Origin of the sequence: Nonomuraea mangrovi (assembly GCF_042681425.1) — a bacterium.
Lineage (GTDB): Bacteria > Actinomycetota > Actinomycetes > Streptosporangiales > Streptosporangiaceae > Nonomuraea > Nonomuraea mangrovi.
This window is the reverse complement of sequence record NZ_JBHUFV010000003.1, coordinates 640,944-659,586: the sequence shown is the minus strand read 5'-3', so window position 1 is coordinate 659,586 and position 18,643 is coordinate 640,944. Positions and strand designations below refer to the sequence as shown.

The 18,643-nt window shown below is 72.8% G+C and carries 21 protein-coding genes; 9 read left to right on the top strand and 12 right to left on the bottom strand.

The window, feature by feature from the left end; all coding sequences use genetic code 11:
* Nucleotides 1-5 precede the first annotated feature (5 nt).
* The 4 genes from ACFSKW_RS03255 to mshC are packed head-to-tail and all read left to right on the top strand — an operon-like array spanning nucleotide 6 to nucleotide 3,212.
* Nucleotides 6-554, top strand: coding sequence for a DUF3090 domain-containing protein (locus ACFSKW_RS03255; protein ID WP_379568910.1), 549 nt, complete (start codon nucleotides 6-8; stop codon nucleotides 552-554).
* Nucleotides 551-1,303, top strand: a complete 753-nt coding sequence (locus tag ACFSKW_RS03250) for an SCO1664 family protein (protein ID WP_379568908.1) — start codon at nucleotides 551-553, stop codon at nucleotides 1,301-1,303. Before ACFSKW_RS03255 ends, ACFSKW_RS03250 begins: the two co-directional genes overlap by 4 nt.
* A gap of 13 nt (nucleotides 1,304-1,316) precedes the next feature.
* Nucleotides 1,317-1,979, top strand: coding sequence for an NRDE family protein (locus tag ACFSKW_RS03245; protein ID WP_379568906.1), 663 nt, complete (start codon nucleotides 1,317-1,319; stop codon nucleotides 1,977-1,979).
* A 9-nt stretch (nucleotides 1,980-1,988) separates the two neighbouring features.
* Nucleotides 1,989-3,212 carry a cysteine--1-D-myo-inosityl 2-amino-2-deoxy-alpha-D-glucopyranoside ligase gene (mshC, locus tag ACFSKW_RS03240; RefSeq protein ID WP_379568904.1) on the top strand — a complete coding sequence of 408 codons (1,224 nt, stop codon included), beginning with the start codon at nucleotides 1,989-1,991 and terminating at the stop codon, nucleotides 3,210-3,212.
* Here the strand turns inward: mshC and ACFSKW_RS03235 are convergent.
* From ACFSKW_RS03235 to ACFSKW_RS03190, 10 genes are read right to left on the bottom strand one after another with little or no spacing between them, the layout of a single operon-like run.
* Nucleotides 3,209-3,745, bottom strand: a complete 537-nt coding sequence (locus ACFSKW_RS03235; protein ID WP_379568902.1) for a cysteine hydrolase family protein — start codon at nucleotides 3,743-3,745, stop codon at nucleotides 3,209-3,211. The genes mshC and ACFSKW_RS03235 overlap by 4 nt on opposite strands.
* 1 nt (nucleotide 3,746) lies before the next feature.
* Nucleotides 3,747-4,733 carry a UDP-glucuronic acid decarboxylase family protein gene (locus ACFSKW_RS03230; protein WP_379568900.1) on the bottom strand — a complete coding sequence of 329 codons (987 nt, stop codon included), beginning with the start codon at nucleotides 4,731-4,733 and terminating at the stop codon, nucleotides 3,747-3,749.
* The gene (locus ACFSKW_RS03225; protein WP_379568899.1) at nucleotides 4,733-5,587 is read right to left on the bottom strand and encodes a glycosyltransferase family 9 protein; all 855 of its coding nucleotides are present in this window, start codon (nucleotides 5,585-5,587) and stop codon (nucleotides 4,733-4,735) included. Before ACFSKW_RS03225 ends, ACFSKW_RS03230 begins: the two co-directional genes overlap by 1 nt.
* Complete coding sequence (locus tag ACFSKW_RS03220; protein ID WP_379568897.1) at nucleotides 5,578-6,255, bottom strand: SDR family oxidoreductase; 678 nt, start codon at nucleotides 6,253-6,255, stop codon at nucleotides 5,578-5,580. Before ACFSKW_RS03220 ends, ACFSKW_RS03225 begins: the two co-directional genes overlap by 10 nt.
* A 10-nt stretch (nucleotides 6,256-6,265) precedes the next feature.
* A complete protein-coding gene (locus ACFSKW_RS03215) occupies nucleotides 6,266-7,609 on the bottom strand; it encodes a PfkB family carbohydrate kinase (RefSeq protein ID WP_379568895.1) in 1,344 nt (447 codons plus the stop codon).
* Nucleotides 7,606-8,157, bottom strand: coding sequence for a D-sedoheptulose-7-phosphate isomerase (locus ACFSKW_RS03210; RefSeq protein WP_379568893.1), 552 nt, complete (start codon nucleotides 8,155-8,157; stop codon nucleotides 7,606-7,608). Before ACFSKW_RS03210 ends, ACFSKW_RS03215 begins: the two co-directional genes overlap by 4 nt.
* Entirely contained in the window at nucleotides 8,142-9,329 is a 1,188-nt protein-coding gene (locus tag ACFSKW_RS03205) for a glycosyltransferase (protein ID WP_379568891.1), read from the bottom strand. Before ACFSKW_RS03205 ends, ACFSKW_RS03210 begins: the two co-directional genes overlap by 16 nt.
* The gene (locus ACFSKW_RS03200) at nucleotides 9,326-10,315 is read right to left on the bottom strand and encodes a glycosyltransferase family 9 protein (RefSeq protein ID WP_379568889.1); all 990 of its coding nucleotides are present in this window, start codon (nucleotides 10,313-10,315) and stop codon (nucleotides 9,326-9,328) included. The genes ACFSKW_RS03205 and ACFSKW_RS03200 overlap by 4 nt, the downstream gene beginning before the upstream one ends.
* Nucleotides 10,312-11,169 carry a glycosyltransferase family 2 protein gene (locus tag ACFSKW_RS03195; protein ID WP_379568887.1) on the bottom strand — a complete coding sequence of 286 codons (858 nt, stop codon included), beginning with the start codon at nucleotides 11,167-11,169 and terminating at the stop codon, nucleotides 10,312-10,314. The genes ACFSKW_RS03200 and ACFSKW_RS03195 overlap by 4 nt, the downstream gene beginning before the upstream one ends.
* Nucleotides 11,166-12,785 (bottom strand): carbamoyltransferase family protein, encoded by a 1,620-nt coding sequence (locus tag ACFSKW_RS03190; RefSeq protein ID WP_379568885.1) that lies wholly within the window; start codon nucleotides 12,783-12,785, stop codon nucleotides 11,166-11,168. Before ACFSKW_RS03190 ends, ACFSKW_RS03195 begins: the two co-directional genes overlap by 4 nt.
* A 62-nt stretch (nucleotides 12,786-12,847) precedes the next feature.
* Here ACFSKW_RS03190 and ACFSKW_RS03185 point away from each other — a divergent pair, with 62 nt between their 5' ends.
* The 3 genes from ACFSKW_RS03185 to ACFSKW_RS03175 are packed head-to-tail and all read left to right on the top strand — an operon-like array spanning nucleotide 12,848 to nucleotide 14,562.
* Nucleotides 12,848-13,372 (top strand): D-glycero-alpha-D-manno-heptose-1,7-bisphosphate 7-phosphatase, encoded by a 525-nt coding sequence (locus tag ACFSKW_RS03185; protein ID WP_379568883.1) that lies wholly within the window; start codon nucleotides 12,848-12,850, stop codon nucleotides 13,370-13,372.
* On the top strand, nucleotides 13,369-14,310 hold the full coding sequence (locus ACFSKW_RS03180) for a glycosyltransferase (RefSeq protein WP_379568881.1): 942 nt from the start codon (nucleotides 13,369-13,371) through the stop codon (nucleotides 14,308-14,310). Before ACFSKW_RS03185 ends, ACFSKW_RS03180 begins: the two co-directional genes overlap by 4 nt.
* Before the next feature lie 15 nt (nucleotides 14,311-14,325).
* Complete coding sequence (locus ACFSKW_RS03175) at nucleotides 14,326-14,562, top strand: WhiB family transcriptional regulator (RefSeq protein WP_379568879.1); 237 nt, start codon at nucleotides 14,326-14,328, stop codon at nucleotides 14,560-14,562.
* On the opposite strand, the gene ACFSKW_RS03170 is transcribed toward ACFSKW_RS03175, so the two are convergent.
* Together ACFSKW_RS03170 and ACFSKW_RS03165 are read right to left on the bottom strand one after the other, a co-directional pair.
* Entirely contained in the window at nucleotides 14,552-15,019 is a 468-nt protein-coding gene (locus ACFSKW_RS03170) for a pyridoxamine 5'-phosphate oxidase family protein (protein ID WP_379568877.1), read from the bottom strand. The genes ACFSKW_RS03175 and ACFSKW_RS03170 overlap by 11 nt on opposite strands.
* A gap of 161 nt (nucleotides 15,020-15,180) precedes the next feature.
* On the bottom strand, nucleotides 15,181-16,767 hold the full coding sequence (locus ACFSKW_RS03165) for an ABC-F family ATP-binding cassette domain-containing protein (protein ID WP_379568875.1): 1,587 nt from the start codon (nucleotides 16,765-16,767) through the stop codon (nucleotides 15,181-15,183).
* A 246-nt stretch (nucleotides 16,768-17,013) separates the two neighbouring features.
* On the opposite strand from ACFSKW_RS03165, the gene ACFSKW_RS03160 reads away from it, so the two are divergent.
* Together ACFSKW_RS03160 and ACFSKW_RS03155 are read left to right on the top strand one after the other, a co-directional pair.
* Nucleotides 17,014-17,874 carry an alpha/beta fold hydrolase gene (locus ACFSKW_RS03160; RefSeq protein ID WP_379568873.1) on the top strand — a complete coding sequence of 287 codons (861 nt, stop codon included), beginning with the start codon at nucleotides 17,014-17,016 and terminating at the stop codon, nucleotides 17,872-17,874.
* A gap of 125 nt (nucleotides 17,875-17,999) precedes the next feature.
* Nucleotides 18,000-18,521 (top strand): HPP family protein, encoded by a 522-nt coding sequence (locus ACFSKW_RS03155; RefSeq protein ID WP_379568871.1) that lies wholly within the window; start codon nucleotides 18,000-18,002, stop codon nucleotides 18,519-18,521.
* The last annotated feature ends 122 nt before the right edge of the window (nucleotides 18,522-18,643 follow it).

Genomic DNA, 18,643 nt, shown 5'->3' with positions numbered 1-18,643 from the left:
GGGCTATGCCGGTCTTCGACTACGACCCACCAGAGAGGTTCGTGGCGGGTGCCTTGGGGCAGCCGGGGGCACGGATCTTCTTCCTGCAGGCCAGGGCCGAGGGCAGACTGACCACGGTCGCCCTCGAGAAGCTGCAGGTCGCCGCCCTCGCCGGCAAGCTCGAGGAGCTGCTCGACGAGGTGCTCAGACGCAGTGGGGGCACCGCCCACGTGCCGGCCGTCGCGCCCGCCGATCTCGCCGACAACGCGCCGCTCGACCAGCCGATCACCGAGGACTTCAGGGTCGGCACGATGGCGCTGGCATGGGATCCCGACAGGGACCAGGTCGTGATCGAGGCCCAGGAGATCATCGACGAGGAAGACCTGGAAGCGCCGGAGCCCTGCATGTTGAGGGTCCACATCAGCGCGGGCGCCGCCAGGGCCTTCTCCCAGCGAGCGTTGAAGATCGTGGCGCAGGGCCGCCCGCCCTGCCCGCTGTGTGGTCAGCCACTCGACGCCGAAGGCCACATCTGCGTGCGCCTGAACGGCTACCGCGGAGGTGAGGTCGCTACGTGAGCGTGCCCGAGCGCGAGCTTGAAGATCTCCGCTACGACGAGGAGGCCGCCCTCAGCCTCCTCAGAGAAGGCAGGCTGGAGGTGGCGGGCCGGCTGGTCGAGGCGACCAACATGACGCTCTACTGCGGTATCACGCTCGGGGGACGCTCGGCGGCCTGCGTCTACAAGCCGGTGCGCGGCGAGCGCCCGCTGTGGGACTTTCCCGACGGCACCCTGGCCGCCCGCGAGGTGGCCGCCTACGAGGTGTCCAGGGCGACGGGCTGGCAGATCGTGCCGCCCACGGTCTACCGCGAGGGGCCCTTCGGCCCCGGCATGTGCCAGCTGTGGATCGACACCGACCAGGAGACGGACCTGATGAGCCTGATCCGCAGCCGCCACCCCGCGCTGCGGAAGATGGCCGTCTTCGACGCGGTCGTCAACAACGCCGACCGCAAGGGCGGTCACCTGCTGCCCCTGCCGGACGGCGAGACCATCTACGGCGTCGACCACGGCGTCTGCTTCTCCGCCGAGGACAAGCTCCGCACCGTGCTGTGGCAGTGGCGCGGCAAGACGCTCCCGCGTGAGGTCGTCGGCGTGCTGGCCAAGCTGGAGCGCGACCTCGAGTCCGGCCCGCTGGGCCGCCGCCTGCGCGAGCTGCTCACCCTCGCCGAGGTGGAGGCCACGTGGACCAGGGTCAGGCGGCTGCTCGACACCGGCGTGCACCCCTACCCCTCGGAGGACTGGCCCGCGATTCCCTGGCCGCCCATATAGGTAGTCTGTCCGCGTGTGTACGGTCATCGTGCGGACGGGTGAGCCGCTGACTCTGCTGGGCGTGCGTGACGAGTTCGCCGATCGGCCGTGGGAGGGCCCAGGCGAGCACTGGCCCGAGTATCCGGGCGTCGTCGGCGGGCGCGACCTCAAGGCCGGAGGCACGTGGCTGGCGGCCCTGCCGTCCCGTGACCGCGTCGCCGCGCTGCTCAACGGGCGCGGGCTGCCCGCCGACGAGCGGACCAAGATCTCCAGAGGCGAGCTGCCGCTGCGCGCCGTCGTGGCAGGCGGCATGCCGGAGGTCGACCTGCCCCGCTACGACCCCTTCCACCTGGTGCTCGCCGGCCGGTCAGGCGCCCGCATGTGGTCGTGGGACGGCGAACGCCTGACGGCCGCCGGCCTGCCCGCGGGCACCAGCGTCATCGTCAACAGCGGTCGGGACGACGACCCGAAGGCGGTCGAACTGCGCCCGCTGTTCGCCGCCGCCGCAGACTGGCACGACCTCGTCGAGGCGGCCACCGTACGGCACGAGCTTCCTGACGGCCGCGTCTACGCCTCGCTGTCGGCCACGCTGGTCACCGTGGGCGGCGGAGGGCTCGGCTACGAGTTCTCCGATCTCAGCAGGTGGAATGCGGTGCGGCTGCCTCGCGTTGATCGTGGTGTTTCCCGAGACGGATAAGGTCAAAGCATGCGATCGTGGTCTGCCCCTGATGTTCCCGGCCTGCCCGGCACCGCCGTACCTCTGAGGTTGTATGACACCGCGGCGCGCCAGGTGCGGCTGACCGAGCCGGGCGCCACCGCCAGGATGTACGTGTGCGGCATCACACCCTACGACGCCACGCACCTCGGCCACGCCAACACCTACCTCGCCTTCGACCTGGTGAGCCGGGTGTGGAGGGACGGCGGCCACGAGGTCCACTTCACGCAGAACGCCACCGACGTGGACGACCCGCTGCTGGAGCGGGCCGAGCAGACCGGGCAGGACTGGCGTGAGCTGGCCGAGCGGGAGATCGAGCTGTTCAGGACGGACATGCGGGCGCTGCGCATCCTGCCGCCACGCGAGTACGTCGGCGTGACCGAGGTCGTCGACCAGGTCGCCGACCTGATCGAGCAGCTGGCCGACAAGGGCCTCACCTACACCGTCGACGAAGACGTCTACTTCAGCGTCGCCGACGCCCCCAAGTTCGGCGAGGTGTCGGGCTACGGCCGCGAGGAGATGCTGACGCTGTTCGGCGAGCGCGGCGGCGACCCCGACCGTCAGGGCAAGCGCGACCCGCTCGACTGGCTGCTGTGGCGGGCCGAGCGGCCCGGCGAGCCCTCGTGGCCCTCCCGGTTCGGGCCCGGCCGTCCCGGCTGGCACGTGGAGTGTACGGCGATCGCCCTGGCCAACCTGGGCGCCGGCTTCGACGTCGCGGGCGGAGGGTCCGACCTGATCTTCCCCCACCACGAATGCGGCGCCTCCGAAGGCTACGCCGCCAGCGGCGAGTGGCCGTTCGCCAAGTTCTACACGCACGCGGGCATGGTGGCGCTCGACGGCGAGAAGATGTCGAAGTCGCGTGGCAACCTGGTGTTCGTCTCCAAGCTGAGGGTCGAGCACGACCCGATGGCCGTCAGGCTGGTGCTGCTGGCCCACCACTACCGCGCCGACTGGGAGTACACCGACGACCAGCTGACCGCGGCCGAGACCAGGCTGGAGCGGTGGCGGGCCGCCGTCGCGCTGCCGGCCGCGCCCCCGGCCGACCGGCTGCTGGCCACGGTGCGCGAGCGGATGGCCGACGACCTCGACGCGCCGGGCGCGCTGGCCGCCCTCGACGCGTGGGCCGCCACGGCCCTGGCCGAGGGCGGCACCGACACCGCCGCGCCCCGCCTGGTGCGCGACCTGGCCGACGCGCTGCTCGGCGTGGAGCTCTAAAGGGCCTCGCCCGCCGTCACGAGGGCGGCCGACATGTTGCGCTCCATCATGCGCAGCGCGGCCGCCCCCAGGTCCTCGTGGATGGCGGCCACGCAGTCGGTCGGCACCGTGATGGCGAAGTGCCTGACGTAGGCGTCGAGCGCGCTGTAGAGGACGCACTGCTCGGTCACCTGGCCCGTCAGCACCACCGACCCCACCCCGTGGCGCAGCAGGTAGTACTCCAGCGACGTGCCGTAGAACACGCTGTGCCGCACCTTGGGCAGGAACGCGCAGTCGCGTGGCGGCAACACCGGTTCGACAAGGTCGGGCCGCCGCCCCTTGAGCGCCCGTTCCTCCAGGTCCCCCCGCCCGGCGGTGAAGTCGCCGTAGTTGTCGTTGACGTAGACGAGATCGATGTCGGAGCGGTCGTGCGCGGCGCTCACCAGCCGCGACAGCGGGCGCACGATCGCCTCCACGCCTTGTGCCAGCGGCTCGGCGTCCTCGTGCTCGTAGGGATTGAGCATGTCGATCACGATCACCGCGGTGCCCGCCATCTCAACCTCCTCGCTTCGGCCCCGCCCCTACGGGCGGGCCGCCGTCGGGCCGTTCGAAGGGGCCGAGCCGGGCGAACCACTCGACCGTACGGCGCAGCCCCTCCTCGGTCCCGACCTGAGGCCGCCAGCCCAGCACGGCGGCGGCCAGGCGGGTGTCGGGCCTGCGGACCCTCGGGTCGTCGACGGGCCGGTCGATGAACGCGATCGGCGACGACGAGCCCGCCAGGTCGCGGATCAGCTCGGCCAGCTCGACCATGGTCAGCTCGTCGGGGTTGCCGATGTTCACCGGGCCTGCGAAGTCGCTGCCGGCCATCCGCAGGATGCCCTCCACGGTGTCGTCGACGTAGCAGATGGAACGGGTCTGGCTGCCGTCGCCCGTCACCGTCATCGGCTCGCCCGCCAGCGCCTGCCTGACGAAGGTGGGGATCGCCCTGCCGTCGAAGGGGCGCATGCGGGGGCCGTAGGTGTTGAAGATCCGTACGATGCCCGTGTCGATGCCGTGCGAGTCGCGGTAGGCGGTGGTCAGTGACTCGGCGAAACGCTTGGCCTCGTCGTAGACGCTGCGCGGTCCCACGGGATTGACGTTGCCCCAGTAGGTCTCCCGTTGTGGGTGTTCGAGCGGGTCCCCGTAGACCTCGCTGGTGGAGGCCAGGACGAACCGTGCCGCCTTCTCCTTGGCCAGACCGAGCGCGTGCAGCGTGCCCAGGCTGCCGACCTTGAGCGTCTCGATCGGATGCCTCAGGTAGTCGGCGGGCGAGGCGGCCGAGGCGAAGTGCAGCACCAGGTCCACCCTGCCGGGCACGTGCACGAATCCCGTCAGGTCGCATTCGACGATGTGCAGCTGAGGCCTGTCCAGCAGGTGTTCCAGGTTGCGGGGGGAGCCGGTCAGGAAGCTGTCCATGCAGACGACCTCGCTCCCTCTCTCCAGCAGCTTCTCGCACAGGTAGGAGCCGAGGAACCCGGCCCCTCCCGTCACCACGGCTCTCATCACGACATCGCCTCGATCACTTCGTCGACTTCGATCTCCAGCAGGCCCGGGTCGGGGGAGGATCCGTGCGGATCGCCTGAACGGTTCTTCCACAGAACGGTGTGCGGCCCCCCGGGAGGAGGGCCCCACAGGGCGGGGGAGACGGGGCCGAACAGCAGGACCGAGGGAGTGCGGTAGGCGGTGGCCAGGTGCGCGATCCCCGTGTCGCCGCACACCACCATCCGGGCGTCGCGGACCAGCGCGGCCAGCTCCAGGACGTCCGTCCGCCCGGCCAGCACCCGGGCCCCCGTGCGGCCGGCCACCCGCTCGGCCAGCCCGCGCTCGGCCGCGCTTCCCGTGACGGCCACCTCCTGTCCGCCGGCCCGCAGCGTGGCGACGACCGCGGCGAAGCGGGCGGGAGGCCATCTCCTGGACGGGAAGGCCGCGCCGGGATGGACCACGACGGGGCCGCTCCTGTCGCCCCGCCCGAGGTACAGGTCGGCGGGGTCGGCCCGCACGCCGTACCACTCCAGCAGGTCGCACCAGCGGCACACCTCGTGCACGCCCTCGCGCCACGGTGGGCCGCCGTCTCCGTGGGTCAGCAGCCGCCCCGGGCAGGTCGCCCGCAGCGCCCACGTGCTCTGCGGCCCCCTGCCGTGCAGGTTGACGGCGATCTCCGGCGCCGCGTAGGGCACGGGTCCCGGCCCCTTCACCTCGATCACCTCGTCCACCGGCAGCAGCGGCTCCAGCGCCGAAGGACCGGCCAGCACGAGGCGACGCGCGGGGAAGGCCCGGCGCAGCGCGCGCACAGCCGGTACCGCCGTCAGCAGGTCGCCCAGCCCCAGCCCGCGCAGCACCAGGACCTCTAGGGCCACGAGGTCTCCGTGGAGGGGCAGACCACGAGCTCGCGCACCTCGCACCCGGGCGGCTGCGACAGCGCGAACACCACGGTCCGCGCCACGTCCTCAGGCCGGTTGAGCTTGGCGTCGGGCCCCGGCTTGTACTGCTCGGGCCGGTCGTCGAAGAAGTGCGTCGACATCCCGCCGGGCACCAGCATCGTCACGCCCACCTGGCCCGCCAGCTCCGCGGCCAGCGCCCTGGTGAAGCCGACCACCCCGAACTTGGCCGCGCAGTAGGCCGTCGCGTCGCTGACCGCCCGCAGACCCAGCGTCGAGGCGCAGGTCACCACCCTGCCCGACGACCGCTTCAGGTACGGCAGCGCGGCCCGCACGACCGCCGCCGTCCCCAGGAGATTGACCTTGATCACGCGCTCCCAGTCGTCGGCGGGCACGTCCTCCAGCCGCCCGCACGCGTCGATCCCCGCCGCGGTGACCACCCCGTCGAGGCCCCCGGCCCGTACGGCCAGCTCCCGCACCGCCCGTTCGGCCTGCGCCCGTTCGGCCAGATCGGCGAGCGCCTGCTCGAATCCGTGCGCCGAGCGCACATCCACCACCAGCGGCCTGCCTCCCGCCTTCGCGACCGCCTCGGCGACCGCCAGGCCGAGGCCCGACGCCCCTCCGGTGATCAGGATGTTTCCCAGCATCGCTTCCCCCTCAGGTCTCCTGCACGGCGGCGATGAGCCCGGTCGTGGACCTGCCGGGCACGCTGGCCAGCACGACGGTCTCCGCGCCGATCCGCCGCAGCGATTCGGCCTCGGCAAGCTCGCGCCCTGCGTAGTCGCCGCCCTTGACCCACACGTGCGGCCGCAGCCGCTCGATGACCTGGGCTGGGGTGTCCTCCTCGAACACCATGACGGCGTCCACGCAGGCCAGTGCCCTCAGCACCTCCACGCGGTCGCGCTGTCCCACGACCGGCCTGCCCGGCCCCTTGAGCCGCTTGGCCGAGGCGTCGGAGTTGACGCAGACGATCAGCGCGTCCCCGAGCGCCCTCGCCCTGCGCAGGAGACTCACGTGCCCGGCGTGCAGCAGGTCGAAACACCCTCCGGTGGCGATCAGCCGTCCCCCGCTCGCCCTCACCAGCTCCGCGACCTCCATCGGCGTGCGCGGCCTGTCGCCCATCTCGTGGCTCTGCAACCTGATGGCCGCCGCGCCGCCGCCCTCGACGAACCTGGAGGCCTCGCCGACGCCGACGGCGACCGCGTCCTCCACCGGCAGCCCGTCGCGCAGCGCCAGGGCCGACGCTCCCGCGAACCTGTCACCCGCTCCGCACACGTCGTGGCCGGAGGCGAGCGTGGGAGGCGGAATCCTGCTGTGGTGGCCGCCCGCGTGGGCGAACGCCGCGCCGTGCGAGCCCAGCGTCACGGCGACGGCCTGCGCGTGCAGGGCCTTCGTCAGGTGGCGGGCCGCCAGGTCAGGGCTGGTGTACGGCGGCGGGCACAACCGCCTGGCCTCGAGCTCGCTCGGCGTGACCAGCGCGCATCCCCGCACCGGCATGGAGCCCCTGGGGTGCGGGTCCCACACGATCGGCGCCCTCACCTCGCCGAGCAGTTCGAGGACCGTGCCGGCGACGCCCCTGCCGTAGTCGGAGACGAGCACGGCGCCCGCCCTGCGCACCGCCGCGCGGACGGTGTCGGTCACGCGGGCCAGCGCCCGCCCGTCGCCGGTGTCGATCCGCACCAGCGTCTGCCCCCTGGCCCTGACCCTGGTCTTGCACACGGTCGTGCCGTGCAGCGGCATCCTGACGACCTCCAGATGGCCGTTCAGCAGCGAGCGCAGCGTACGGCCCTGCGGGTCGTCGGCGAGCGCCGTCACCAGCACCACGTCGGCCCCGTCGCGGGCGGTCAGCAGCGCCGCCAGCCCCGCGCCGCCGGGGCGCAGGTGTTCCCCCTCGACGTCGACGACCGGCACGGGGGCGTCGGGCGCGATGCGCTCGGCGGATCCCTCGACGTCGATGTCCAGCAGCGTGTCGCCGATGACGACCAGCGGTCCCTTCTTCACTCGCACGCCTCCTCGATCGAGTCGCAGAGCAGGTGGATCATCGCCAGGTGCACCTCCTGGACGGTCGCCGTGTCGGACGCGGGCACGGCGACGACCTCGTCGCTCAGCTCGGCCAGCGGGTTGGGCGCGATGCCCGTCATGGCCCACGTGACGAGCCCGCAGTCGTGCGCGGCACGCGCCGCGGCCAGCACGTTGCCGCTGCAGCCGCTGGTCGACAGGCAGATCAGCACATCGCCATGGCGGCCGTGGGCGCACACCTGACGGGCGTAGACGACGTCCGAGCCGAAGTCGTTGGCGATCGCCGTCATCGACGAGGTGTCGGCGTGCAGCGCGATCGCCGCGAACGGCCGCCGCTCGCCTTTGAAGCGGCCCACCAGCTCGGCCGTCAGGTGCTGCGCCTCGGCGGCCGAACCGCCGTTGCCGCACACCAGCAGCCTGCCGCCGCCGCCGAGGACCCCCGCGAGTTTGCGGCCCCACGCCTCGACCGTGGGCGCCTGGTCGGCGCTCATCGTCAGCGCGTCGCGCAGCCTGGTCAGGTGCCTGTGCATGTCATCCCCCTCACTCTGTCCCCCAGCACGCTCCGGTAGACCGTCTCCGTCTGCTCGGCCACGTGCGGCCAGCCGTACCGCTCCCTGGCCCTGCGGGCCCCCGCCGCGCCGAGCGCGGCCGCCCTGTCCGGGTGGTCGAGGATGTCGCACAGGGCGCGGGCCAGCGCCTGGGGGCGGCGCGGCGGCACCAGGACGCCGCAGCCCGCGACCGTGTCGAGGTGGCCGCCGACCGCGGAGGCGATCACCGGCACCCCGCACGCCATCGCCTCGAGCGGCACCATGCCGAACGGCTCGTACCAGGGCACCGCGACCACCACGTCCGCCGAGCGCATCAGCGCGGGCACCTCGTCGCGGGGAACGCTGCCGATCACCTTCACCCTGCCGCCCAAACCGTAGGCGGCCGCCAGTTCCGACAGCCTGACCGCCTCCGGGTCGTCGGCCGAGCCGCCCGCGATCACCAGCTCGACCTCGGGCACCTCGCGCAACGCCCGCAGCACGGTGTCGACCCCCTTGCGCGGCACCAGCCTGCCGATGCTCAGCACCCGCTTGACCCCGCCCGTGGGGGTGCGCGGCCCGTCGGGGGTGAAGTGGTGCAGGTCGACCCCGCACGGCACGACCGACACCCGGTGATCGGGGACGCCCATGGCGCGCAGCTCGGTCACCTCGTCGGCGCAGGTCGCCAGGACCGCCGCCGCCCGCCGTCCGATCTGCGTCTCGACCGCGATCCTGCCGGGCGGGCTGGTGTCGGCCCTGCCCTGCCAGCGCCGCTTGACCGTGCCCAGCGCGTGGAAGGTCTGCACCACGGGACGGCCGCGCGCGGCCAGCAGGGCGGCCCTGCCGCTCATCCAGAAGTGAGCGTGCGCCACCTCGGGCGGACGCGCCGCCCACCTCCGCGACAGCGCCTTGGCGAAGTCCGGCATGTACGGCGGCAGCTCGTCCTTGGGCACCGGCGCGGCGGGCCCCGCCGTGACGTACTCGACCCGCACCCCATCCGCCATCGGCACGCTACGCGGCTGGTCGGGAGCGCTTCGCCTGGTGTGCACCGTGACCTCGTGACCGCGTTCCGCCAGCGCGAGGGCCAGAGCGGCGACGTGCACGTTCTGCCCGCCCGCGTCGACGCCGCCCACGCTCGCCAGCGGATCGGCGTGCTCGGAGATGAGATCGATCCTCACGTGACCAGCTCCCTCACTGCTTTGACGACCTGTTCCGCTGTCACTCCCGACAGGCATGGATGGCCTCTGACCGGGCACAGGCGTGCCCTCGTGTCCTTGCACGCCGCTTCCTGGTCGCCCAGCAGCACGGACGGCACGCCGTACGGGGCCCAGCGTTCGGCGGGCACGACAGGAGCGAAGAGGCTGACCACGGGCGTGCCGACGGCGGCGGCGAGATGCGCGGGCCCGGTGTTGCCCGCGACGAGGGCGCAGGCGTCGCCCAGCACCCCCGCCAGCTCGGCCAGGCTTGTCAGGCCGCCCAGGTCGACCCCGTGCCGCCCGGCCACCGCGGCCGTCAGCGCCCGCTCGCCGCCGCCGCCGGTGACCACCACCGTGAAGCCCTCGCAGGCCAGCGCCTCGACCGCCTCCCTGTGCCGTTCGGGCGGCCACGCGCGGGCGGGCGCGTTGGTGCCCGGATGGACGACGACGTAGCCTGGCGGGCCGACGACGCTCGGCGGCGGCGGCCTGACCGCCAGCGCGGCGTCGCCGCCGTCGAAGCCCGCGGCCCTGGCCACGGCGAGCATCCGCTCGGCCTCGGGAAGGTGGCTGCTCTCGTCGACCTGGACCCTGACGTCGAGCAGGGAGCCTGGGTAGTCGTCGCTGATCGCGGTGATCCGCCCCACGCCTCTCAGCCGCAGGAGCAGCGCCAGGGGGAGCGCGGACTGGTGGAAGGAAGTGAGGATGAGCGCCTCGTCGGCGTCGGGCAGCAGCGTCATGAGCCGGTCGACGTGTTCACGGGTGACGGGCGGCGGATCGGCGTCGATCCACGGGGTGCGCCACTCGATCACGCGGTCGACCCCCGGCAGGAGTTCGGCGGCCGCGCGGCCCAGCGGGCCGGCCAGCAGCACCACCCGCCGGCCGTGCGCGCTGACCGCCCGGATGGCGGGGCCGGCGAGCAGGACGTCGCCGGCGCTGTCCGGGCGTGCCACCAGGACGGTCCCCTTCACCGGCGGACCTTCAGCTCGCCGCGCAGGCGGTGCAGGCACGCAGCGGGCGGGATGAAGGCGCTGGTGACCGCCATCCTGGCCACCTCCGCAGGCGTTCTCGGGCCCGGGGCGATGCGCTCCCACGCGAACCTCGCGGTGAGCGCCGCCCATCCGGCCGCTGCGGCCATCGCCCCGCCTCTCCTCCCGGCGAGCGCGAGACCCACGGCACCGAGCCCCAGCGCGGTCGTGGCCGCGTGACGGGGCAGCAGACCGCCCGCCCCGATCCGCGACCGCCAGCCGGGCCCGTGCACCCTGCGCATCAGGGCGTCGTCGGCGTTGCCCCGCTGGAACCGCACGCTGGCCCAGAAACCGTCGTCCCGCACCGGATGCCGGGTCACCCGCTCGCCCTTGACCAGCCGGAAACCGGCCGCCCGCACTCTCAGCGCGAGATCGGCGTCCTCCCTGTAGGCGCGGGGGAAGCGCTCGTCGAACCCGCCGACCTTCTCCAGCGCGGCCCTCCGGTAGGCCATGTCCGCGGTGATCCACTCGGCGCCGGCCAGGCCTGCGGTGTTGCGCTCGGCGTCGGTCGGCCGCCGTCCGGCCGGGAGCGGCACCTCGATCCTGGCCTGGCTGCCGCCGACGTCCTCCGGCAGGTTTGCGAGGTCCCTGGTGACCGCCTCCAGCCACCCCTCGCCCGGGACCACGTCGTCGTCGAGGAACACCACCCACGGCGTCCGCGCCTGCCGCCACCCCCTGTTGCGCGCCGCGGCGGGTCCCCTCCTCCCGGTGTCCTCCACCACGATCACCGGCACCCCCTCGGGGATCGCCCCGGGCAGGGAGGCCCGCCCGATCGTGGGGATGACGACGGTGATCACGCGGCTCTCCGCACGACGAACGGCCCCAGCACGAGCACGTCCACGGGGGAGGAGCCGAAGCACTCCAGCGCGTCCCTCGGCGAGTCGACCATCGGCCTACCCGCCGTGTTCAGGCTGGTGTTGACCACCACGGGCAGCCCCGACAGCCCCTCGAACCGTTCGATCACCTCGGCCATGAGCGGGTCGTGCTCCCGCGACACCGTCTGGATGCGGGCCGTCCCGTCGACGTGCACCACGGCCGGGATCCGTTCCCGCCAGCCGGGTCGCACGTCGTGGACGAACAGCATGTACGGCGAGGGCACCGGCCCCCTGCCGAAGATCTCGTGTGCCCTCGACTCCAGCACCATCGGCGCGATCGGTCGGAACTGCTCGCGACCCTTGACCTCGTTCAGCCGCTCGGCGTTGCGGGCGTGGCCGGGATGGGCCAGCAGGGAGCGGCGGCCGAGCGCGCGCGGGCCGTACTCGCTGCGGCCCTGGAACCAGGCCACGATCCTGTCGTCGGCCAGCGCCCGCGCCACCTCGCCCGCCAGGTTCTCCGGCCGCGTGTACGGCACGCGCGCCACGTCCAGCCACGCGGCCAGCTCGCCCTCCGTCCATCCGCGGCCGAGGTCGGCACCCCGCATGGGCGCCGCGGGCTCGCCGAACTCCTGGGACAGGTGGAGGGCGCCGCCCAGCGCGGTGCCCGAGTCGCCCGCGGCCGGCTGCACCCAGATCTCTTCGAACGGCCCCTCGGCCAGCAGCCTGGTGTTGGCCACGCAGTTGAGCGCCACCCCTCCCGCCATCGCCAGGCAGCGCGCCCCCGTCCTGTCATGCAGCCAGAAGGCCAGCTCCAGCAGGACCTCCTCCAATCGCGTCTGGACGCTGGCGGCCAGGTCGGCGTGGTCGGCGGTCCAGGTCTCGCCCCTGCCGAGCCGCTTGGCGAAGCCGCTCCAGTCGACGCGCTCGACGGTGAAGCCCCCGTCGCCCGTGGTCGTGACGAGCTCGCGCATCGCGTCGAGGTGCCGCGGCGCGCCGTAGGAGGCCAGCGCCATCACCTTGTACTCGTCGCTCGAGCGCATGAAGCCGAGGTGCTCGGTCACCTCCTCGTACATCAGGCCGAGCGAATGCGGCAGCTCCTGCGCGGCCAGCGTGGTCAGCTCGCCGCCGCGGTAGTGTCCCGCCAGGTGCGAGACGGCCTCCCCTCGACCGTCGCACACCAGGACCGCGCAGTCTTCGTACGGCGCGGCCAGCCCCGCCGAGGCGGCGTGCGCCACGTGGTGCGGCACGAACCGCACCTGGGCGGGGTCGAGGCCCGGCAGCGCCGTGGCCAGGAAGCTCGGCGCCCTCGTCGCGTACGTGGTGCGCAGGTCCTCCCACGGAGCCCCCGTCTCCCGCCGGACCAGTGAAGGGTCGTAGGAGTAGGCCACCGCGTCGAGATCCTCGGGCCGCAGCCCCGCCTCGGCGAGACACCACGCGGCGGCCTGCTCGGGCAGCTCCCACGCCGAGAACGGGACGGGGCGCTTGCCGTGCTTGCGGCGGCTGAACCGTTCCTCCTCCGCGGCCGCGACCACCTCGCCGTCGACCACGAGGGCGGCGGCAGGGTCGTGAAAGACCGCGTTGATCCCCAGGAACCTCATGGGAGAAGCGCTACCGAGAGAAGCGCTCGTTAAACACAAGGTAGGCGGGGTAGCCGCCACTCATGTTCACGCGTCGGCCCGCCGCGGCCGTGCTTTTCGACCGCGACGACACCTTGATAAAGGATGTCCCATATAACAACGATCCGGACCTGGTCGAGCCCATGCCGGGCGCGCTGGAGGCGCTGAGGACACTGCGCGCCGCCGGGATCCCTGTGGCGATCGTGACCAACCAGTCCGGCGTGGCCAGAGGGCTCATCACGCCCGACCAGCTCCACCAGGTCAACGAGCGCGTCGAGGAACTGCTCGGGCCGTTCGACGCGTGGGCGATCTGCGTCCACGACGAGGACGACGGCTGCCTCTGCCGTAAGCCGAACCCCGGCCTGGTGCTGAGAGCGGCGGGGACGCTCGGTGTGGAACCGGCGGACTGCGTGGTCATCGGGGACGTCGGCAGGGACATGGAGGCGGCCAGGGCGGCGGGAGCCCGCGCCATCCTGGTGCCCACGCCGAGGACCCGGCCCAGCGAGATCGTCGCCGCTCCCGAGGTCGCCCACGACCTGCGCGAAGCGGTGGACTGGGTGCGTCGATGAACATCCTGCTCTGGCACGTCCACGGATCGTGGACCACCTCGTTCGTCCAGGGCCGCCACTCCTACCTCGTCCCGCTCACGCCGGGACGCGACCCCGACGGGCGGGGGAGGGCGCAGAGCTTCGACTGGCCATCCTCGGTGCGCGAGGTGCCGTGGGACAGGCTCGCGGACGAGCGCGTGGACCTCGTCGTCTACCAGCGCCCCCACGAGATCGAGCTGGCCAGGGACTGGCTCGGCGGGACGGTCCCCGGCGTCTACGTCGAGCACAACACGCCCAGGGGCGACGTGCCCGCCACCCGCCACCCGCTCGCCGGGCAGTCGGCCGTCCCGCTGGTGCACGTCACCCACTTCAACGCGCTCTACTGGGACAACGGCCTCGCCCCGGTCCACGTGATCGAGCACGGCGTGGTCGACCCCGGCCACCTCTATACCGGCGAGCTGCCACGCGCAGGCGTGGTCGTCAACGAGCCGGTCCGAAGAACGCGCGTGGTGGGCACCGACCTGCTGGCCGCCTTCGACGTGCCGCTCGACGTCTTCGGCATGAAGACGTCGGACCTGCCGTACCCGGCCTTCGACCTTCCTCAGGCCCGGCTCCACGCCGCCCTGGCCCGGCGTCGCGCCTACCTGCACCCCTACCGGTGGACCTCGCTCGGCCTCTCGCTCATCGAGGCCATGATGATCGGCCTGCCCGTCGTGGCGCTCGCGGCGACCGAGGCGATCGAGGCCGTCCCGCCCGAGGCCGGCGTCCTGTCCACCAGGCTGCCCGTGCTGGTCGAGGCGCTGTCGGCGTTCGTCGCCGACCCTGCCATGGCGAGCCGGTACGGCAAGGCCGCCCGCACGGCCGCGCTGTCCAGGTATGGGATCGCCAGGTTCCTCGCCGACTGGGACCGTTTGCTCGGCTCATGTCCGGGTAACCGGAATGGGCACATCGCTCGCTGACACGTCTGGAATTCCATGTTCATCCTCGACCGCTCGCGCCGGGCCGCCTGCCTCGACGAGGACCCGGAGACCTTCTTCCCGATCTCGCTCCACGGCGCGGGACACACGCAACTGGAGCGGGCCAAGGCCATCTGCCACGGCTGCCCCGTCAGGCAGCCGTGCCTCGACTACGCGATCGCCACCCGCCAGGCCGACGGCGTCTGGGGCGGCACCGGCCCCGACGAGCGCCGGGCGCTGGTCCTCAGTCCTTGACCAGCCACACTCCGTCGCGCATGAGGTCGCGGTCCTTCAGCTCGTTGACCTCCCTCCACGCCTGCACCCTGTGCGGTGTCACGCGGAAGTAGAGGTAGGGGCTGCGCAGCCGCCGAGGGTCGAAGCCGGTCTTGACGGCGAAGGCGTCGCCGACCTCCTGCGAGATCTCCTCCGAGGCGAGCGTCTCCACGCTGCCCTCGATGAGGACGACGTCCCTGGTGAGCCCGAGGCCGAGCCTGACGGTGCGCGACGCCTCGAGATTGCGCGCGGTCGGGTTGCTCGCGGCCGTCGACAGCAGGAGGCAGGCGCCGTCCCACAGGAACGACAGCGGCATCAGGTACGGGCCGCCCTCCTGGTCGGCGCTCGCCACCCACAGGTCCACATCGTGGTCGAGCCTGTCCAGAGTGTCTTGCTTGCGCTGCTTCGGGGTGCGGGGTTCAGGGAGCATCTCGGGCATCTCCACAGATTGTCACATCGGCGTGGTCGGCGGGCCAGTGGTGTGACAGCCGGTCGAGCGGTGCAGGCCGCGCGCCGCAGGGTGTGCGGGGGCGCCGGAGACACGGCTCCGGCGCCCCCGCCTCACCCGTCCGCCTCAAGCGGGCTCGGACCCGCCCCGGCTCAGGCGAGGGCGATCAGGTCGGCGTACCCGGCGTTCCAGAGGTCCTCCACCCCGTCCGGCAGCAGCAGCACCCTGTCGGGCCGCAGCGCCTCCACCGCGTCCTCGTCGTGCGTGACCATCACCACCGCGCCCTTGTAGGCACCGACGGCGCCGAGCACCTCCGCCCGCGAGGCCGGATCGAGGTTGTTGGTCGGCTCGTCGAGCAGCAGCACGTTCGCTCCCGAGCTGACCAGGCCCGCCAGCGCCAGCCGCGTCTTCTCCCCGCCCGACAGCACCCCCGCCGGCTTGTCGACGTCGTCACCGCCGAACAGGAACGACCCCAGGACGTTGCGCGCCTCACCGTGCGTGAGATGCGGCGCCGCGTCGGCGAGGTTCTGCCCGACCGTGCGGCCGGGATCGAGCGTGTCGTGCTCCTGGGCGAAGTAGCCGAGCCGCAGCCCGTGCCCGTGCACCACCCTGCCCGAGTCGGGCGCCAGCCGTCCCGCCAGGATCTTCAGCAAGGTGGTCTTGCCCGCGCCGTTCAGCCCGAGCACCACCAGCCTGCTGCCACGGTCGACGGCCAGATCCACGCCCGACAGCACCGGCAGCGCGCCGTAGGACTTGGCCAGGCTGACGGCCCCCAGCGGGGTCCGCCCGCTCGGCGCGGGCTCGGGCAGCCTGATCCTGGCCACCTTCTCCGTACGGCGGGCGGGCTCCACCCCCGCCAGCATCCTGTCGGCCCTGCGGGCCATGTCCCTGGCGCGGACGGCCGTCGCCACGTTCGAGCGCATCCTGCCGGCCTGGGCGTGCAGCGCGGCGGCCTTGCGCTCGGCCGCCGCCCGCTGCCTGGCCCTGCGCCGCTCGGCCGCGGCGCTGTCGGCCAGATAGGTGTCCCATCCGGTGTTGTGCGCCTCGATCGAGGCCAGGTCGGCGTCCAGCCGCCACACCCTGTTGACCACCTCTGCCAGCAGCCCGGTGTCATGGCTGATCACCACCAGCCCGCCGGGGTAGCCCGAGAGGAACGACCGCAGCCAGGCGATGGAGTCGCCGTCGAGGTGGTTGGTCGGCTCGTCGAGCAGCAGCGTGCCGCGCTCGGCGAACAGCACCCTGGCCAGTTCCACCCGCCGCCGCTGCCCGCCGGACAGCGTGCCGATCGGCTGGGCCATCACCCTGTCGGGCAGGCCGAGCCCCGCGGCGACCCTGGCGGCCTCCGCCTCGGCCGCGTATCCGCCGCGGGCCTGGAACTCGGCCTCCGCCCGGACGTAACGAGCCATGGCCGCCTCGCCGCCCGCGCCCATGTCGCGCTCGGCGGCGCGCAGCGCGCGCACCGCCTCGTCCAGCCGGCGCGCCGACAGGACGCGGTCGGTGACGGTGAGCTCGGGATCGGCCGCGGCGGGATCCTGCGGGAGGTAGCCGACGGGTCCCGTGCGGGTGACCACGCCTGCCGCGGGGGCGGCCTGGCCCGCGAGGATGCGCATCAGCGTGGTCTTGCCCGCGCCGTTGCGGCCGACCAGGCCGACCCGGTCGCCAGGGCCGACGTGGGCGGTGATGCAGGACAGGAGGAGACGGGCGCCGACGCGCACGTCGACATCGCGAAAAGTAATCATGAGGTAACGCTCCGGATAAGCCAGTGGACACACGGGTGACGCGAAAGCGGGTGTCCTGGCTAAGAGATCCGGGCGGTAGGCATGCGGCCCAGGCTACGCGAGGCACCGGCCGGGCCGCATCGGGTTTTCCACGCCCCCACATCCGCAAATTAACCATCTAAATCAAGTTGACCGGTTAACGGCATTGCGCTAACGTCGTCGACATCAACCGCTGAAACGGCTTTAGCCGGTTAATGGAGACTTGTCATGACCATTCGCCACCACACCGTCCGGATCGACGGGCTCGACGTCTTCTACCGCGAGGCAGGCGACCCCGCCGCCCCCGCGCTCGTCCTGCTCCACGGTTTCCCGACCTCGTCGGTCGCCTACCGCGACCTGATCAAGGAACTCGCCGGTGACTTCCACCTCATCGCCCCCGACTACCCGGGCTTCGGACACAGCTCGGCCCCGTCCGCGGCGGAATGGGACTACACCTTCGACCACCTGGCCGACATCGTCGACCAGTTGCTCGACACGCTCGGGCTGACCACGTACGCGATCTACGTCCACGACTACGGCGCTCCGGTCGGCTTCCGGCTGGCCCTGCGCCACCCCGAGCGGATCACCGGCATCGTCACCCAGAACGGCAACGCCTACGAGGAGGGCCTGACCCCGTTCTGGGACCCGATCCGCGCCTACTGGGCCGACCCGTCCGCCGCCAACGCCGACGCCCTGCGCGGCCTGCTCACCCGCGAGGCGACCCACTGGCAGTACACCCACGGCGTGCCGGACGCCGCCCTCGTCGACCCCGACAACGAGGCCCTCGACCAGGCGCTGCTCGACCGACCCGGCAACCAGGAGATCCAGCTCGCCCTGTTCCTCGACTACGGCGGCAACCTCCCCAGGTACCCCGACTGGCAGGAGTACCTGCGCACCCACCAGCCGCCGCTGCTCGCCGTCTGGGGGAGGAACGACGAGATCTTCGGTCCTGACGGCGCCAGGGCCTACGCCAGGGACCTCAAGGACGCCCGCGTCCACCTTCTCGACGCCGGTCACTTCCCGCTCACCACGCGTCTGAAGCAGAGCGCCGCCCTCATCCGCGACTTCCTGCGCGGACTGTCCGACTGAGGACCGCCAGGCGCGCCGCGCTCCTTGGAACCGGAGCGCGGCCTGACGGGCCTGGCTCGTCCTTCCGAGGATCCGAACCTCGGCCGGACGAGCCCGCTCCACCCGAAGCTTGAACGGAGACATCGATGACCACCTCGACCGGCCGGCCCGTGACCCCGACCGCCCAGCCCGTCACCTCGCCCGCCCGCCCTTCGGCCAGAGCCGTCCTCGTCACCACGACGGCCACCCTGGCGGGGCTGCTCTTACTCGCCATCGTGACCTCGGCGACGCACCTGCCGATCTTCGCCCTCCCGTTCGCGGCGAGCGCGGCCATCGTCGCGGTCGCCCCCGCCGCGCCGTTCGCGCAGCCGCGCAGCATCCTGCTCGGCCACCTCAGCGCCACCGCGCTGGCACTGGTGATCACCGCGCTGGCCGGCCCCTCGATCTGGGCCGCCGCGGTCGCGGCCGGCCTGGCCACCGCCCCCATGCTCGTCCTGCGCGCCCCGCACCCGCCCGCCACGGCCACCGCCGCCCTGATCGGTCTGACCGACCCCGGCCCGATCTTCCTTCTCAACCCCGTCCTGGCCGCGAGCGTCGTCGTGGTCCTGGGCGGCATCGTCCTCGGCCGGGCGCTGCCGGGCCACCGCTACCCGGCCTACTGGCGGTGATCCTCACCCGGCATGTTCCCGACATGCGCGACAGCCCGCCGACACTGTGCCGCCGCGCCGCCTGACGCACGCGCCGGGGCCATCGTGGGAACCCGGAACGAGCGGGCGCCCTGCGGCGGATA

Bases quoted from the DNA above. Each gene is read 5' to 3' on its own strand.
- ACFSKW_RS03255 (WP_379568910.1), top strand. From the start codon at position 6: ATGCCGGTCTTCGACTACGACCCACCAGAGAGGTTCGTGGCGGGTGCC.
- mshC (WP_379568904.1), top strand. From the start codon at position 1,989: ATGCGATCGTGGTCTGCCCCTGATGTTCCCGGCCTGCCCGGCACCGCC.
- ACFSKW_RS03235 (WP_379568902.1), bottom strand. From the start codon at position 3,745: ATGGCGGGCACCGCGGTGATCGTGATCGACATGCTCAATCCCTACGAG.
- ACFSKW_RS03230 (WP_379568900.1), bottom strand. From the start codon at position 4,733: ATGAGAGCCGTGGTGACGGGAGGGGCCGGGTTCCTCGGCTCCTACCTG.
- ACFSKW_RS03220 (WP_379568897.1), bottom strand. From the start codon at position 6,255: ATGCTGGGAAACATCCTGATCACCGGAGGGGCGTCGGGCCTCGGCCTG.
- ACFSKW_RS03210 (WP_379568893.1), bottom strand. From the start codon at position 8,157: ATGCACAGGCACCTGACCAGGCTGCGCGACGCGCTGACGATGAGCGCC.
- ACFSKW_RS03190 (WP_379568885.1), bottom strand. From the start codon at position 12,785: ATGAGGTTCCTGGGGATCAACGCGGTCTTTCACGACCCTGCCGCCGCC.
- ACFSKW_RS03185 (WP_379568883.1), top strand. From the start codon at position 12,848: ATGTTCACGCGTCGGCCCGCCGCGGCCGTGCTTTTCGACCGCGACGAC.
- ACFSKW_RS03180 (WP_379568881.1), top strand. From the start codon at position 13,369: ATGAACATCCTGCTCTGGCACGTCCACGGATCGTGGACCACCTCGTTC.
- ACFSKW_RS03175 (WP_379568879.1), top strand. From the start codon at position 14,326: ATGTTCATCCTCGACCGCTCGCGCCGGGCCGCCTGCCTCGACGAGGAC.
- ACFSKW_RS03170 (WP_379568877.1), bottom strand. From the start codon at position 15,019: ATGCCCGAGATGCTCCCTGAACCCCGCACCCCGAAGCAGCGCAAGCAA.
- ACFSKW_RS03165 (WP_379568875.1), bottom strand. From the start codon at position 16,767: ATGATTACTTTTCGCGATGTCGACGTGCGCGTCGGCGCCCGTCTCCTC.
- ACFSKW_RS03160 (WP_379568873.1), top strand. From the start codon at position 17,014: ATGACCATTCGCCACCACACCGTCCGGATCGACGGGCTCGACGTCTTC.
- ACFSKW_RS03155 (WP_379568871.1), top strand. From the start codon at position 18,000: ATGACCACCTCGACCGGCCGGCCCGTGACCCCGACCGCCCAGCCCGTC.